Here is a 15144-nt window from a genome sequence, read left to right as displayed (position 1 = left end):
CGGGCGGTCCGGGACGGTCGGCGCGATGTGGAAGGCTGGAGCGCATGACGAGCGACGGCCCGGCCGACGGCGGAGCGCTTCCGCGCCACCCCTTCGACGCCGCGCTCGGCGACGGCTGGGTCGAGATCGGCGACGGGCGGCGCTTCTGGGGCCGCTTCGGCGCCGCCGGGCTGCTGCTGCGCGACCCGGACGGCCGCGTCCTGCTCCAGCACCGCGCCACCTGGAGCCACTTCGGCGACACCTGGGGACTCCCGGGCGGCGCCCGCCACCCCGAGGAGACCGCCTTCGAGGGCGCCCTGCGCGAATCGGTCGAGGAGGCCGGAGTGCCCGACGGGATCGTCGTGCCCGTCCTCTCCCGCGTCGTCACCATCGGCCCCTGGAGCTACACCACCGTCGTCGCCCGGGCCCTCGAGCACTTCACCCCGCGGATCGCCGACGCCGAGAGCCAGGAGCTGCGCTGGGTCCCGCCGGCTGAGGTCGACGCGCTCCCGCTGCACCCGGGGTTCGAGGCCTCCTGGCGCGAGCTGCGCGCCCTCGACACCGAGCCGTGCGTCCTCGTCGTCGACGCGGCCAACGTCGTCGGCTCGCGTCCGGACGGCTGGTGGCGCGACCGCGCCGGCGCGGCGGAGCGCCTCGTCGCGGCGCTCGGGCGCCTCGCGGCACTCGGTGTCCCCGGCTCGCTGTTCGCCGTCGAGGCCGACACGGTCTGGCCGCGGATCGCGGTCGTCCTCGAGGGCGACGCCCGGGCGGCACGCACCGCCGACGCGGTCGACGCGGCTCCGCGCGGACGGCTGAGCGTCGAGAGCGCCGCCGGCTCCGGAGACGACGCGATCGTCGAGCGCGTCGCGGCGATCGGGTCGACCGCCCGCGTGGTGACCGCCGACCGCGGCCTCGTCGCCCGGATCGAGGAGCTCGGCGCCACGGCCCTCGGCCCGCGCACCCTGCTCGACCTGCTGGACTCGGCGGCGCCGACCACCCCGCCGGCAGCCCGGGAATAGCGCGCGGATCGGGTCGGTTGCATCCCTCATGGCCACGACAGCGATGACTCTCGACACCCACGACCAGACCGTCTCCGACGGCATCGTCCTCATCGACTTCTGGGCGGAGTGGTGCGGCCCGTGCCGCCAGTTCGCCCCCGTCTTCGAGGCGACCAGCGAGAAGAACCCGGATGTCACCTTCGCGAAGGTGGACACCGAGGACCAGCAGCAGCTCGCCGGCAGCTACGGCATCTCGTCGATCCCCACCCTCGTCGTCTACCGCGACGGCATCCCGCTGATGGCGCAGCCCGGCGCCCTGCCCGCCCCGGCCCTCGACTCCCTGCTCGAGCAGGTCCGCGGCCTCGACATGGTCGCCGTCCGCAAGCAGTACGAGGAGGCGAAGGCCGCGCAGGAGTCCGGCGCCCCGCAGAAGTTCGACCACGGCGCGCAGATCTGATCCGCACCGCTCCACCCGCACGACGACGGAACCCCCGGCAGCCGCTCAGGCCGCCGGGGGTTCCGTCGTTCGCGCAGGAGTCCCGCGGCGAGCCGGATCAGCCCGTGTTCTGGAGGCCGGCGGCCACGCCGTTCACGGCCAGCAGCAGGAGCCGCTGGTTCTGCTCGGTGCCCGAGCCGCCCGGATCCGTGCGCAGCGCCCGGAGCGCGCGCAGCTGCAGCAGCGACAGCGCGTTGACGTAGGGCGTGCGCAGCCGCACGGCGCGCCCGAGCACGCGGTGCCCGGTGAGCAGGCTCTCCTCGCCGGTGATCGAGAGCACCCAGCGGCGGGTGAGCTCCATCTCGTCGAGCACCAGCCCGGCGAGGTCGTCGCGGGAGTCGAGCGCCAGGTAGCGGCGGGCGATGCCCTCGTCGGTCTTGGCCAGCGACATCTCGACGTTGTCGATCATCGTGGTGAACAGCGGCCAGGTCTCGTAGGCGGTGCGCAGCTCGTCCAGGTCGCCGACCGCCTCGAGGGCGCTGCCGAGTCCGAACCAGCCGGTCAGGTTGACGCGGGCCTGGGTCCAGGCGAAGACCCACGGGATCGCGCGCAGGTCCTCGAGCGACTCGACCGAGAGGCCGCGGCGGGCCGGCCGCGAGCCGAGCGCGAGCAGGCCGACCTCCTCCTGCGGGGTGACCCGGGCGAACCAGGGCGCGAAGCCGTCGGCCTTGACCAGCTCGAAGAAGCGGCGGCGCGACTCGCGGTCCATCGTCGCGGCGACGTCGCGGAAGCGGTCCGCGGCGCCCGCGTTGCGCTCGCCGATCGAGGGCGAGGAGGCGAGCAGCGTGGCACCGGCGACCTGCTCGATGTGCCGGGTGGCGATGTCCGGGTTGCCGTAGCGGGCGAAGATGACCTCGCCCTGCTCCGTCAGCTTGAAGCGGCCGTCGACCGAGCCGGGCGGCTGCGCGAGCACCGCGCGGTTCGCCGGTCCGCCGCCGCGGCCGAGGGCGCCGCCGCGGCCGTGGAAGAGCGTGAGCACGATGCCCTCGTCCTCGGCCCACTTCGCGATGCGGGCCTGCGCGTCGTAGAGCGCGAGCGTCGCCGAGACGGGGCCGACGTCCTTCGAGGAGTCGGAGTAGCCGAGCATGACCTCGAGCCGGTTCCCGGTCGCGGCGAGGCGCGCGCGCACCTGGGGCAGCTGGATCATCTCGGCCAGGATGTCCGTCGACGCGTCGAGGTCGGCGAACGTCTCGAAGAGCGGGACCGCGTCGATGATCGGCGGGTTCCCGTCGGTCGCCGCCTCGGCGAGGTCGAAGACCGTCTTGAGGTCCTCGGCCGACTGGGTGAACGACACGACGTAGCGGCGGGCCGCGTCGGTGCCGAAGCGCTCCTGGATCGTCGCGATGGCGCGGTAGACCGAGAGGACCTCGATGCTGCGCTCGTCGAGCTCGCCGCCGGCGCGGACCGCCGCGAGGGTCTCGCGGTGCACCTTCGAGTGCTGCCGCACCTCGATCTCGGCGAGGTGGAAGCCGAAGGTCTCCACCTGCCAGAGCAGGTCCTGCAGGTCGCCGTAGGCCGAGCGGACGTCGCCCGCCTCGATCAGCGAGTCCTGCAGGGTCCGCAGGTCGGCGAGCAGCTCGGCGGCGGAGCCGTAGGCGAGCGCGCCGCCCGAGCGGGTCGCCGCGAGCCGGTCCGCCGTGAAGAGCAGGACGCGGCGGTGGGTCTCGCTCGGCGAGCGCTCGGCGATGACCGCGGCGAGCTCGGGCGCCTTCTCGACCCCCGCGGCCCAGAGCGCCTCGACGGCCGCCGACGGGGGAGTGGTGCCGGCGTCCAGCGTGAGGGAGCGGCCGACCCGGCGGGCGACGCGCTCGAGCCCGATCAGGACGTGCTCGGCGGCGATGTCGACGGCCTCGAGGGTCGTCTCGGCGGTGACGAACGGGTTGCCGTCGCGGTCGCCGCCGATCCAGGTGCCCAGGCGCACGAACGCGGGGGCGATCGGCTTGCGGGTGCCGGAGGCGTCGCCGAGCAGCGCGTCGTCGAGCCGGCGGTAGACCCGCGGCAGGACGGAGAACAGCGACTCGTCGAACACGCTCATCGCGGTCCGGACCTCGTCGAGCGGGCTGGGCTTCGACTCGCGCAGCGGCGCCGTGCGCCAGAGCGTGTCGACCTCGGCGAGCAGGCGCCGGCGGTTCTCGACCAGCACGACGCCGCCCGTGCGCGGGTCGTCCCGCTGCTCGAGCAGGGCGCTGATCCGGCGGATGGTGGAGGAGACCGCGCGGCGGCGCGCCTCCGTCGGGTGCGCGGTGAGGACGGGGCGGAACTCCAGGCGCGAGAGGCGCTCGAACGCCTCCTCCTCGCCCAGCTCGTCGGTGAGGGTCGCCATCGACGCGATGATCGAGTCCTCGGGCCGCTGGGCGCCGGCGTCGGCGTCGCGGCGGCGCAGGACCCGCACGCGGTGGAACTCCTCCGCCACGTTCACGAGGTGGAAGTAGCAGGTGAACGCCCGCGCCACCTCCTCGGCGCGCTCGGCGGTCAGCGACGCGACGAACTCCTCCGCCGCGGCGAGCTCGTCCGGGTGCCCGCTGTCGTAGGCGCCGATCGTCAGGGCGCGGAGCCGCTCGACGTCGGTGTAGAGGCTGTCGTCGCCCGATTCCCGCAGGACCTGGCCGAGGAGCTCGCCCAGCAGATGGACGTCGCCGCGGATGCGGTCGTCCATCGGCGGCGCGACGGTCCCGTCGGCGGAGGAGGCGGAGGAGGCGGGTGCTGCGGTCGCGGCTGGCGCGTCGGAGATCGGAGGCACGGCACGACCTTAGCGGCGGCGCGTGTCCGGCGGATGACGCCACTGTCACGCGGCGGAATGGAATGATCGAGGGGTGACCGTGACCCCTGCACCTCCCGCCCCCGCCGTCCAGACCGAGCAGGCCGCCCCTCACGTCGTCGTCCTCTTCGGAGCCGTGGGCGACCTGTCCCGCCGCAAGCTCATCCCGGGCATGGCGCACCTGGCGCTGTCCTCGCTCGCACCCGACCTGCAGATCGTCGGCACCTCGCTCGAGGAGCACGACGACGAGTCCTTCCGCGCCTTCGCCAAGCTCGCCTACGACGAGTTCGGCAGCCGCTCGCTGACCCCCGCCCAGTGGGACGAGTTCGCCTCCAAGCTCCGCTACGTCCCGCAGTCCGCCGGCCCCGCCGCGCTGGCGAAGGCGGTCACCGACGCCGAGAAGGTGCTCGGCCCGGACGTCAGCCGCCTGCACTACCTCAGCGTCCCGCCGCGCGCCGCCCTCTCGGTCGTCCGCATGCTCGCGGAGGCCGGCCTCGTCGAGCGCTCGCGGATCATCATGGAGAAGCCCTTCGGCGTCGACCTCGAGAGCGCCGTCGTCCTCAACGCCGAGCTGCACGAGACGTTCGACGAGGAGCAGATCTTCCGGATCGACCACTTCCTCGGCAAGGAGCCGGCGCAGAACATCCTCGCCTTCCGCTTCGCCAACGGCCTCTTCGAGCCGATCTGGAACCGCAACTTCATCGACCACGTCCAGATCGACATCCCCGAGAAGCTCACCCTCGACCGCCGCGCCGAGTTCTACGAGTCGACCGGCGCCTACAAGGACATGGTCGTCACCCACCTCTTCCAGGTCCTCGCCTTCATGGCGATGGAGCCGCCCACGGCCCTCGAGCCGAAGGCGATCAGCGAGGAGAAGAACAAGGTCTTCCGCTCGATGCGGCTGCTGAACCCCGAGAACGTCGTCCGCGGCCAGTACATCGGCTACCGCGAGGAGCCGGGCGTCGCCCCCGACTCCGAGACCGACACCTTCGTCGCCCTCAAGTGCGAGATCGACAACTGGCGCTGGGCCGGAGTGCCGTTCTACCTGCGCACCGGCAAGCGGATGGCGGAGGGCCAGCGGATCATCTCCATCGCCTTCCGCGAGCCCCCGAAGAGCATGTTCCCGCAGGGCTCCGGAGTCGGCGCGCACGGCCCCGACCACCTCACCTTCGACCTGGCCGACGCCTCCAAGGTGTCGCTGTCCTTCTACGGCAAGCGCCCCGGCCCGGGCATGCGGCTCGACAAGCTGAGCATGCAGTTCGCCCTGCAGGAGACCGACCGCGCCGGCGACGCCCTCGAGGCCTACGAGCGGCTGATCCTCGACGCGATGCGCGGCGACCACACGCTCTTCACCACCGCCGAGGGCATCGAGCGCCTCTGGGAGGTGTCGGCGCCGCTCCTGCAGGACCCGCCGCCCGTGCGCCTCTACGCGCCGGGATCGTGGGGTCCGAACGCGATCCACCAGCTGATCGCCCCGCACGCCTGGCGGCTCCCCTTCGAGCGCGTCTGGCGCGACAAGCGCTGACGAGGGCTCCCGGCATGGCGCGCGCGGCGGAGGACCGCATCTGGACGGTCCCGAACATCCTCAGCATGGTGCGGCTCGCACTGGTGCCGGTGTTCCTCGTGCTCATCATCGAGGGCGAGGACGCGCTCGCCCTGCTGACCCTCGTCCTCTCCAGCCTCACCGACTACCTCGACGGCTGGATCGCGCGCCGCTTCGACCAGATCACGCGCCTCGGCGCCGTCCTCGATCCGGCCGCCGACCGTCTCTACATCTTCGCGACGGTGATCGGGCTGGCCGTCCGCGAGCTGGTGCCCTGGTGGCTGGTGGCCGTGCTGGTGGCGCGCGATCTGATGCTGGTGGTGCTCGCCGTGATCCTCGCGAACCACGGCTACGGACCGCTGCCGGTGCACCACCTGGGCAAGTTCGCCACGTTCTGCCTCTTCTACGCGCTGCCGCTGATCATGCTCGGGCAGGCCTTCCCGGCGCTGGCCCCGGCGTCCCTCCCCGTCGCGTGGGCCTTCGCGCTCTGGGGCGCGTTCCTCTACTGGTGGGCGGGGATCGTCTACGCGGTGCAGACCCGAGGCCTCGTCCTGGGGGTCGACGGAGCGTCAGGGGCGACCGGCGGGCCCTCCGATTCCGATACGCTGAGGGGATAGCGAGGAGGTACGTCTTGGTCGAGTCCGTGCGCGGAGCGTCATCCGCAGATCCGTCCGTTCCCGTCGAGCCGTCGACGGAGACGACCCTCACGTTCACCGAGGACATCGGCGCCCAGCTGGCGGCGCTCGACAACCGGGCGTCCCGCGAGGAGGCCGAGGCCGTGGGCGCTCTGCCCTCCGGCTCCGCCCTGCTCGTCGTCCGTCGGGGCCCCAACACCGGGGCCCGCTTCCTGCTCGACATCGACTCGACGACCGTCGGCCGGCACCCGGATGCGGGCATCTTCCTCGACGACGTCACCGTCTCGCGCCGGCACGCCGAGTTCGTGCGCCGCGGCACCTCGTTCGAGGTCCGCGACCTGGGCTCGCTGAACGGCACCTACTTCGACGGTGTCCGGATCGAGTCCGCGATCCTCACCGACGGCTCCGAGGTGCAGGTCGGCAAGTTCCGCCTCACCTTCTACGCGTCCCGCGCCGACCTCGTCGCCGCTCCGGACGCGTAGCCGTGGGTCGTTCGACCGCTCGCGCACTCCCGTCCGGCCCGGCTGTTCTCCTGAGCATCGGCCAGGTCCTCTCGCACCTCACCACCGAGTTCCCCGACGTCACGCCGTCGAAGCTGCGGTTCCTCGAGGAGCAGGGGCTCGTCTCGCCCGCCCGCACCGATTCGGGCTACCGCAAGTTCTCCACCGGCGACGTCGAGCGCCTGCGGATGATCCTCGCGCTCCAGCGCGACCACTACCTGCCGCTCAAGGTGATCCGCGGCTACCTCGACGACGTCGACGCCGGCCGCGAGCCGTCCCTCCCCGCCGGTGCCGGTGGCGCCGCCCCGTCCCTGCTGGCCCCCGCCACCCGGCTCACCCGCGACGGCCTCGCGAGCGAATCCGGAGCGAGCCCGGCGCTGGTGCGCGAGGCGATCGCCGCCGGGCTGGTCCGCGGTGGGGACGTCTTCGGCGAGGAGGCGGTCACGACGCTCAAGGCGCTCGTCGACCTCGGCCGCTCGGGCATCGAGCCGCGCCACCTCCGTCCGCTCCGCATCGCCGTGGAGCGCGAGATGTCGTTGATCGAGAGCGTCGTCGCCTCGAGCACCCGCCGCGGCGACGCGTCCGGATCGGCCGGCGCCGCTGAGAACGCGATCGGCCTCGCCGCGCACCTCGGCACCATTCGCGAGGCGATGGTACGCAGCGCCCTCTCGCGGATCGCGCGCTCGTGATCCGCGGCCGAGGCGGACGACACGCCCCCTCGGAAGAGCGGATGTCGTTTACTCGGCATCCCCGGGTCGGTAGCTTAGGGAGCGCGTTCGGAGCGACCGGCGTTCGTATCCGGAAGGCACAGGGATGAGAGAAGTCAGCCGCGACGTCAGCGGCCAGCGCGACCTCGTCCTCTTCACCGACGGACTGCCCGACCTCGACGCCGACGCCGGCTACCGCGGAGCCGTCGCTGCACGGGCCGCCGGGATCACCTACCGCCAGCTCGACTACTGGGCGCGCACCGAGCTCGTCGAGCCGACCGTCCGCGGCGCCTCCGGCTCGGGCACTCAGCGCCTCTACGGCTTCCGCGACATCCTCGTGCTGAAGCTCGTCAAGCGCCTCCTCGACACCGGCATCTCCCTCCAGCAGATCCGAACCGCCGTGAACCAGCTCCGCGAGTCCGGCGTCGACGACCTCGCGCAGACCACGCTGATGAGCGACGGCGCGAGTGTCTACCTCTGCACCTCGAACGACGAGGTCATCGACCTCCTCAGCCGCGGCCAGGGCGTCTTCGGCATCGCCGTCGGCAAGGTCCTCCGCGAGGTCGAGACCAGCCTCGTCGAGCTCGACCACCAGTCCGTCGACCCGTCCGACGAGCTCGCCCGCCGCCGCGCCTCCCGCAGGGTCGGCTGACCCGCCCAGGTCGAGCGCTCCCTGCCGCGCGGCGCCCGCACAACATGCTGGTCGAGTAGCCCCGGAGGGGCGTATCGAGACCCACCGTCCCCAGCACGCCGGGCCTGCAGACCCGCCGTCCGACGCCGGCGTTCCGGCGTGACCCGCTCCCGCACACAGCGACGGCGCCGCAGCCGAGGCTGCGACGCCGTGCGCGGACCTCGCCGGGCTAGCTCGTCGCCGCCGGCACCGCCTGCTCGCCGATGCGCCCCGTGCGGATGACGCGGTCGAGCAGCAGGTCGAAGTTGTGCGCCATCTCCTGCGCGCTCTCGCCCGGCCAGACGTGCACCGGCTTCGCGGCGCCCTGCGCCTGCTGGAGCGAGGTGCGCTCGGGCAGCTGCGGGCTGAGGACCAGCGGGCCGAACATGTCGCGCAGCTCCTTGATCCGGAACTGGTGCTCGAGCGACTGCACGCGCGCGCGGTTGACGATGATGCCGAGCGGCTGCAGGCGCGGGCTGAGACCGCGGCGGATCTCCTCGATCGCCCGCAGCGCGCGGTCGGCGGCGGCGACCGAGAACAGGCCCGGCTCCGTGACCACGGCGACCCGGTCGCTCGCGGCCCAGGCCGTGCGGGTCAGGGCGTTGAGCGAGGGCGCGCAGTCGATCAGGACGAGGTCGTAGTCGGCCTCGACGCTCGCGAGCGCCTCCTCGAGCTTCCAGATGTCGCGGATGCTGGGGTGCGGTCCGTCGAAGTTGATCGCGGACGGGCTGCCGATCAGGACGTCGATCGTGCCCTGACGCTCCTTCGTCCAGCCGGAGGGCGCGATCGCCGAGCGGACGATCTTCTCCTTGGGCGACGTGAGGACGTCGGCGATGTTGAGGTGACCGGCGACGTTGATGTCCATGCCGGTGGAGACGTCGGACTGCGGGTCGAGGTCGACGACCAGCGTTCGCAGGCCCTTCGAGAACGCCGCGGATGCAAGGCCGAGCGTCACGGTGGTCTTGCCGACGCCGCCCTTGAGGGAGCTCACGCTGAGTACATGCATGGCTGAGTACTTTACTTTCCCTGGGGTGGGAGAACCTAACCGTTCCCTGCACACGGTTCCACGCGGCACCTAGCAGGCGCGAGGACGGGAGCCGAGCCCCCGTGCGCCGCCGGGCCCGTCGGTACACTGGCGGCAAGCGGAAGGAGGCTCGTTCGCATGGATGAGCGCAACGACGACCAGCCCGATCTCGACACCGGCCCGACTCCGCGGACGGCGCTCGACGCGGCGCGGGACTCCGAGCAGTACGCCCCGCGCGCGAGCGACACCGCTCCGACCCGCATCCCCGACGGCATCCGGCTGGAGTCCCCGGCTCCGGCGCGCCGTCGGTCGAGCGCTCCGGCACCCGTGGAGGACCCGACGGTCGACGTCGGACGCCTCGGCATTCCGGACGCACCGGGCGCCGTCCGGCCCGTCTCGGCCGGCATCGCCTCGCGAGACGAGGTGTCGGTGCTCCCCGAGGACTCGGGCGAGCGGCCGCGCGGTCGCGGCGAGCAGCGTCCTGCCGAGCCTGGCCCGGAGATCGAGCGCGAGTCCGACACGGCTGCCGCGGATCCGGCTCCCGGCGTCACCCGGCGCGACCGCCTCCGCGCCGAGTCCGGCACCGGCGGGTCGTCCTCCGCGCCCGAGTCCGCGTCGATGCTGACTCCCGACCGGCTCCTCGAGGTCAACCGCAAGACCCGGCCCGCGCCGACCGGCGGCTGGAACCGCTTCGTTTACGGCCTCACCTTCCACACCGTCAACCTCGGCGACTCCGCGAAGGTCCAGGCCTGGAAGGCGATGGACGAGCGGATCGGCCGCCAGTTCGAGGGCGGCACCCGCTTCGTCCCGGTGATGACCCGCAAGGGCGGCGTCGGCAAGACGACCGTCACGACCCTGCTCGGGATGGCTCTCGCCGACTCGCGCGAGGACCGCATCATCGCGGTCGACGCCAACCCCGACCGCGGAACCCTGGCCGAGCGCGTCCCCAAGCAGACCCGCTCGACCGTCCGCGACGTCGTCAACCGCGCCGCCGGCGTGACCGGGTTCACCGAGTTCTCGACGATGGTCTCGCGCGACGAGACCCGGCTCGACGTGCTCGCCTCGGACACGGACCCGCAGCTCTCCGAGGCCTTCGACGAGGACGACTACAACGTCGTCGCGGACCTCGTCGAGCGCTTCTACTCGATCATGCTCACCGACTGCGGCACCGGCATCGTGCACTCCGTGATGCGCGCGACGCTGCAGCGCGCGGACAGCGTCGTGATCGTCTCCGGCGGCAGCGTCGACGAGGCGCGCCTGGCCTCCGAGACCCTGACCTGGCTCGACGCCAACGGCTACGGCGATCTCGTCCGGAACGCCGTCGTCGCGCTGAACACCGCGACGCAGGGCACCAGCCTGGTGAAGCTCGAGGAGATCGAGTCGCACTTCCGCTCGCGCGTGCGCGACATCGTCCGCATCCCGTACGACCCGGTGCTCGCCGCCGGCTCGGTCGTCAAGTGGGAGCAGCTGCGACCGGCGACCCAGGAGGCGGCGCGCCTGCTCGCCGCGCTCGTCGTCGAGGGCATCCCGGTCCGTCGTGCCTGACGCGGTTCTGCAGGACGCCGTGGCGGTCGACTCCACGGAGACCCTGACGTTCGATCTGATCGTGCTCGGCGCCGGCTCCGGGAACTCGATCGTCGGCGAGGAGTGGGCCGGCTCCCGCGTCGCGATCCTCGACGACGGCGAGTGGTTCGGCGGCACCTGCCTCAACGCCGGCTGCATCCCGACCAAGATGTTCGTGCACGTCGCCGACATCGTGACCGACGTCGACCAGGGCGACCGGGTCGGCGTGCACGGCCGCGTGGCCCGGCCGGAATGGGCCGAGGTGCGCGACCGCGTGTTCGGCCGCACCGACGCCATCAGCGCCGGCGGCCTCGACTACCGGGCGAACCGGTCCGAGAACGTCACCGTGCTGCGCGAGAGCTTCGGCTTCGAGTCGCTCGGCGACGGCGACCGGCCGCACGTGCTGGTCAGCGCGAGCGGCGTCCGGATCAGCGCACCGCAGGTGGTCGTCGCCGCGGGCTCGCGTCCGCGTCCGCTCCTCGCGGCCTACGAGCCCGACCCGCGGATCCACGACTCCGACTCGATCATGCGGATCGACGAGCTTCCCGCACGGATGCTCGTCCTCGGCGGCGGTGCGGTGGCGGTCGAGTTCGCCCACATCTTCTCGGCCTTCGGCACCGCGGTGACGGTCGCCGTCCGCGGCGACCGTCTGCTCCGCTCGCTCGACGAGGGCATCGCCCGCGGCTTCACCGCGCTGGCACGCGAGCGCTGGGACGTCCGCACCGGCGTCTCCGCCGAGGGCGTCGAGGCGACTCCGGGCGGACTCGTCACGACCTTCGACGACGGCTCCCGCGTCGAGACCGACACGATCCTCGTCGCCACCGGGCGCGACCCGAACAGCGACACCATCGCCGCGGCCTCCGTCGGCATCGACCTGCACCCCGACGGCCGAGTCGTCGTCGACGACGAGCAGCGGGTCCTCTCCGGTGGGCGCGTCGTCCCCGGGCTCTTCGCGCTCGGCGACGTCTCCTCGGAGTGGCAGCTCAAGCACGTCGCCAACCACGAGGCGCGGCTCGTCGCGCACAACCTCCTGCACCCGGGCGAGATGCTCTCGAACACCCTCGCTCCCGTGCCCGGCGCGATCTTCGCGCACCCGCAGATCGCGCACTTCGGCCTCACGGAGAAGGAGGCGGGGGAGCGCGGCATCGACGTCGTCGCCGTCACCCAGGAGTTCGGCTCCACCGCCTACGGCTGGGCGATGGAGGACGACTCGAGCATCTGCACCCTCGTCGTCGGACTCGACGGCGAGCTGCTCGGCGCGCACCTGATGGGCCCACAGGCGAGTATCCTCATTCAGCCGCTCGTCCAGGCCGCCAGCGCGGGGGTCGGGATCCGCGGCCTCGCCCGCAGCCAGTACTGGCCGCACCCCGCGGCGAGCGAAGTCGTCGAGAACGCCCTCCTCTCCGCCGAGGAGGCACTGAGGGAGCGCACCGCATGACCGAACGCCAGATCCGGATCTTCGGCGATCCCGTCCTGAAGACGGTGTCCGCCCCGATCGAGACCGTCGACGACGGGATCCGCGGACTGGTCGAGGACCTCGTCGACAGCGTGCGCACCCCCGGCCGCGCCGGCGTCGCCGCCCCGCAGATCGGCGTCAACCTCCGCGCCTTCAGCTACAACGTCGACGGCGTCGTCGGCTACATCCTCAACCCCGAGATCGTCGAGCTGAGCGGCGAGCCGGAGCCCGTCGACGAGGGCTGCCTCTCCGTGCCCAACCTCTGGTACCCCGCGATCCGCTACCCGCACGCGAAGGTCCGCGGCACCGACCTCGACGGCAACGAGGTCGTCCTCGAGGGCGACGGCCTGATGGCCCAGGCCCTCCAGCACGAATGCGACCACCTCGACGGCCGCCTCTACCTCGACCGCCTCTCCAAGGACGACCGCCGAGCCGCCATGAAGGAAGTCCGCGAGAGCTCCTGGTTCTGAGTCCGTTTCCGAGCCGGTCCCTGCCCGGCTCGGCGCGGTCGGCCTCCTGGGGTGGTCGCGTTCCGCAGAGCGTCGTGCGTCCGCCGACGGCGAAGCGCTGCAACGCGCTTCGCCGGATACGGCTCGGCCTTCGGCCATCGTGCCCGAACGCATGCTGAAAGCGCAGCTCGCGCTCCATGCTGATCGAGTAGCCCGCGGAGCGGGCGTATCGAGATCCACCGTGGTGCAGCGGGTGGGTCTCGGTACGTCCTGCGGGCTACTCGACCGGCGGAGGACCTGCGGTCTCCGCGGTCGGACGTCATGCTGATCGAGTAGGCCGCGGAGCGGGCGTATCGAGATCCGCCGTCCTGCAGAGGGTGGGTCTCGGTACGCCCTGCGGGCTACTCGACCGGCGGAGGACCTGCGGTCTCCGCGGTCCATGCTGATCGAGTAGGCCGCGGAGCGGCTCAGCATGCTGATCGAGCAGCCCGCGGAGCGGGCGTATCGAGATCCACCGTGGTGCAGACGTGGACCAGTCAGCGGAGGCTGATGCCCTCGGTGGCGGGGGCGGCGCTGTAGACGCTGCTGATGGTCGCGGCGAAGTCGTCGAGGATGACGTTCCGCTTGATGCTCATCTTCGGGGTGAGGTGGCCGCTCGCCTCGGTGAACTCGGTGGGCAGGATCACGAACTTGCGGATCGACTCGGCGCGCGAGACGCGGGCGTTCGCGGCGTCGACGGCGCGCTGCACCTCGGCGAGGACGGCCGGGTTCACGGCCGCCTGATCGAGCGAGAGCTTCGCGTCCTGGCCGTTGTTCGCGAGCCAGGTCGGCAGCATCTCGGGGTCGAGGGTCACCAGCGCCGCGATGAACGGGCGCTGGTCGCCGACGACGACGACCTGCCCGACGAGCGGGTTGGCGCGGATCGGGTCCTCGAGCGCGGCCGGCGCGACGTTCTTGCCGCCCGCGGTCACGATGATCTCCTTCTTGCGCCCGGTGACGCGGAGGTAGCCCTCCTCGTCGAGCGAGCCGAGGTCGCCGGTCTTGAACCACTCGCCGTCGAAGGCCTCGGCCGTCGCCTTCTCGTCGTTCCAGTAGCCGCCGAAGACGTCGATCCCGCGCACCTGGATCTCGCCGTCCGCGGCGATCCGGATGGAGCAGCCGGGCATCGCCGGGCCGACCGAGCCGATCTTGAACCGCTCGGTCCGGTTCACCGTCGCGGGCGCCGTCGTCTCGGTGAGCCCGTAGCCCTCGAGGATCTTGATGCCGAGGCCGTGGAAGAAGTGGCCCAGCCGGTCGCCGAGCGGTGCCGATCCGGACACCGCGAAGCGGACGTTGCCGCCCATCGCCGTGCGCAGCTTCGAGTAGACGAGCCGGTCGAAGAGCAGGAACTGCAGCTTCAGCGCGAGCGGCACCGAGCCGGCCTCGACGGCGATCGAGTGGGCGACGGCGACATCGGCCGCGCGCCGGAAGATCCTGCCCTTGCCGCCGGCCTCGGCCTTCTGCTCGGCCGAGTTGTAGACCTTCTCGAACACCCGCGGCACGGCCAGCAGGAACGTCGGCTTGAAGGAGCCGAGGGAGGGGAGCAGCTGCTTCGTGTCGGCCTGGTGGCCGACCTTGACCCCGCCGTGGACGCAGAGGATCGCGATGAAGCGGGCGAACACGTGCGCGGTCGTGATGAAGAGGAGCGTCGAGGCACCCGGCTGGTGGATCAGCTCCGTGAGCGCGACGGCGGAGTTGCGGCTCAGCTCGACGAAGTTGGAGTGCCGGATGATGCAGCCCTTGGGGCGGCCGGTCGAGCCGGAGGTGTAGATGATCGTCGCGATGTCGGCGCCGGTGGCGATCGAGCGGCGGCGCTCGATCTCGGCGTCCGGCACGTCCACCCCGCGCGCGGCCAGCTTGTCGAGGTCGCCCAGGCCGATCTGCCAGGCGAGCCGGACGTCCGGGAGATCCGGGCGGACCTCGTCGAAGCGGGCGAAGTGGTCCGCCGTCTCGACGATGACGGCCCGCGCTCCGGAGTCGAACAGGTTCCACTGCACCTGCGCGGGGGAGGAGGTCTCGTACACCGGCACGAGGACGCCGCCCGCGAACCAGACGGCGAAGTCGATCAGCGTCCACTCGTAGCGGGTCTTGCAGATCAGGCCGACCTTGTCGCCGGGCTCGATGCCCGCCGCGACGAGTCCCTTCGCGAGCGCGGTCACCTGGTCGAGGAACTCGCGGGCGGTGACGTCGCGCCAGCCGCCGGCCTCGGGGAGGGCGAAGAGCGCCCGGTCGGGCGTCTCCCGCACGCGGTCGAGCAGCAGCGCCGTCGTGTTGGCCTGCGGATCCGGCGCGACCACGAGGGGGGAATCGAACTGCTCCACGGCAAC

The 15144-nt window shown here is 72.3% G+C and carries 13 protein-coding genes; 10 read left to right on the top strand and 3 right to left on the bottom strand.

Going from position 1 to position 15144, the window contains the following annotated elements; all coding sequences use genetic code 11:
• Nucleotides 1-44 precede the first annotated feature (44 nt).
• Complete coding sequence (locus EDF43_RS09090; protein ID WP_132436371.1) at nucleotides 45-998, top strand: NUDIX hydrolase; 954 nt, start codon at nucleotides 45-47, stop codon at nucleotides 996-998.
• Between the two features lie 28 nt (nucleotides 999-1026).
• Nucleotides 1027-1434: a thioredoxin gene (gene trxA / locus EDF43_RS09085; RefSeq protein ID WP_123446118.1), complete on the top strand. Its 408-nt coding sequence runs from the start codon at nucleotides 1027-1029 to the stop codon at nucleotides 1432-1434.
• 97 nt (nucleotides 1435-1531) lie between these two features.
• On the opposite strand, the gene EDF43_RS09080 is transcribed toward trxA, so the two are convergent.
• Nucleotides 1532-4129, bottom strand: coding sequence for a phosphoenolpyruvate carboxylase (locus tag EDF43_RS09080; RefSeq protein WP_123736012.1), 2598 nt, complete (start codon nucleotides 4127-4129; stop codon nucleotides 1532-1534).
• A gap of 163 nt (nucleotides 4130-4292) precedes the next feature.
• Between EDF43_RS09080 and zwf the strand changes: the two genes are divergently transcribed.
• The 5 genes from zwf to EDF43_RS09055 all read left to right on the top strand — a co-directional run bounded on the left by zwf (nucleotide 4293) and on the right by EDF43_RS09055 (nucleotide 8268).
• Complete coding sequence (gene zwf / locus EDF43_RS09075) at nucleotides 4293-5756, top strand: glucose-6-phosphate dehydrogenase (protein ID WP_123704898.1); 1464 nt, start codon at nucleotides 4293-4295, stop codon at nucleotides 5754-5756.
• A gap of 14 nt (nucleotides 5757-5770) precedes the next feature.
• Nucleotides 5771-6391, top strand: a complete 621-nt coding sequence (locus EDF43_RS09070) for a CDP-alcohol phosphatidyltransferase family protein (protein ID WP_123735902.1) — start codon at nucleotides 5771-5773, stop codon at nucleotides 6389-6391.
• A 26-nt stretch (nucleotides 6392-6417) separates the two neighbouring features.
• Entirely contained in the window at nucleotides 6418-6891 is a 474-nt protein-coding gene (locus EDF43_RS09065) for an FHA domain-containing protein (RefSeq protein ID WP_132436480.1), read from the top strand.
• A gap of 2 nt (nucleotides 6892-6893) precedes the next feature.
• The gene (locus EDF43_RS09060) at nucleotides 6894-7598 is read left to right on the top strand and encodes a MerR family transcriptional regulator (RefSeq protein WP_132436369.1); all 705 of its coding nucleotides are present in this window, start codon (nucleotides 6894-6896) and stop codon (nucleotides 7596-7598) included.
• Between the two features lie 124 nt (nucleotides 7599-7722).
• Nucleotides 7723-8268, top strand: coding sequence for a MerR family transcriptional regulator (locus EDF43_RS09055; RefSeq protein ID WP_132436367.1), 546 nt, complete (start codon nucleotides 7723-7725; stop codon nucleotides 8266-8268).
• A gap of 208 nt (nucleotides 8269-8476) precedes the next feature.
• Here the strand turns inward: EDF43_RS09055 and EDF43_RS09050 are convergent, their stop codons facing one another.
• A complete protein-coding gene (locus tag EDF43_RS09050) occupies nucleotides 8477-9292 on the bottom strand; it encodes a ParA family protein (protein WP_123446122.1) in 816 nt (271 codons plus the stop codon).
• A 156-nt stretch (nucleotides 9293-9448) separates the two neighbouring features.
• Between EDF43_RS09050 and EDF43_RS09045 the strand changes: the two genes are divergently transcribed.
• Genes EDF43_RS09045 through def form a run of 3 tightly spaced genes read left to right on the top strand, consistent with a single transcriptional unit; the run spans nucleotide 9449 to nucleotide 12799 of the window.
• Complete coding sequence (locus EDF43_RS09045) at nucleotides 9449-10855, top strand: MinD/ParA family protein (RefSeq protein ID WP_243646261.1); 1407 nt, start codon at nucleotides 9449-9451, stop codon at nucleotides 10853-10855.
• Nucleotides 10848-12311: a mycothione reductase gene (locus tag EDF43_RS09040; RefSeq protein ID WP_243582605.1), complete on the top strand. Its 1464-nt coding sequence runs from the start codon at nucleotides 10848-10850 to the stop codon at nucleotides 12309-12311. The genes EDF43_RS09045 and EDF43_RS09040 overlap by 8 nt, the downstream gene beginning before the upstream one ends.
• Nucleotides 12308-12799 carry a peptide deformylase gene (gene def / locus EDF43_RS09035; protein ID WP_123446123.1) on the top strand — a complete coding sequence of 164 codons (492 nt, stop codon included), beginning with the start codon at nucleotides 12308-12310 and terminating at the stop codon, nucleotides 12797-12799. Before EDF43_RS09040 ends, def begins: the two co-directional genes overlap by 4 nt.
• 515 nt (nucleotides 12800-13314) lie before the next feature.
• Here def and EDF43_RS09030 read toward each other — a convergent pair.
• The gene (locus EDF43_RS09030) at nucleotides 13315-15138 is read right to left on the bottom strand and encodes an AMP-dependent synthetase/ligase (protein WP_132436365.1); all 1824 of its coding nucleotides are present in this window, start codon (nucleotides 15136-15138) and stop codon (nucleotides 13315-13317) included.
• Between the last annotated feature and the right edge of the window lie 6 nt (nucleotides 15139-15144).

Source organism: Rathayibacter sp. PhB179 (genome assembly GCF_004345345.1).
Taxonomy (GTDB): domain Bacteria; phylum Actinomycetota; class Actinomycetes; order Actinomycetales; family Microbacteriaceae; genus Rathayibacter; species Rathayibacter festucae.
This window is presented reverse-complemented; position numbering and strand designations above follow the sequence as displayed.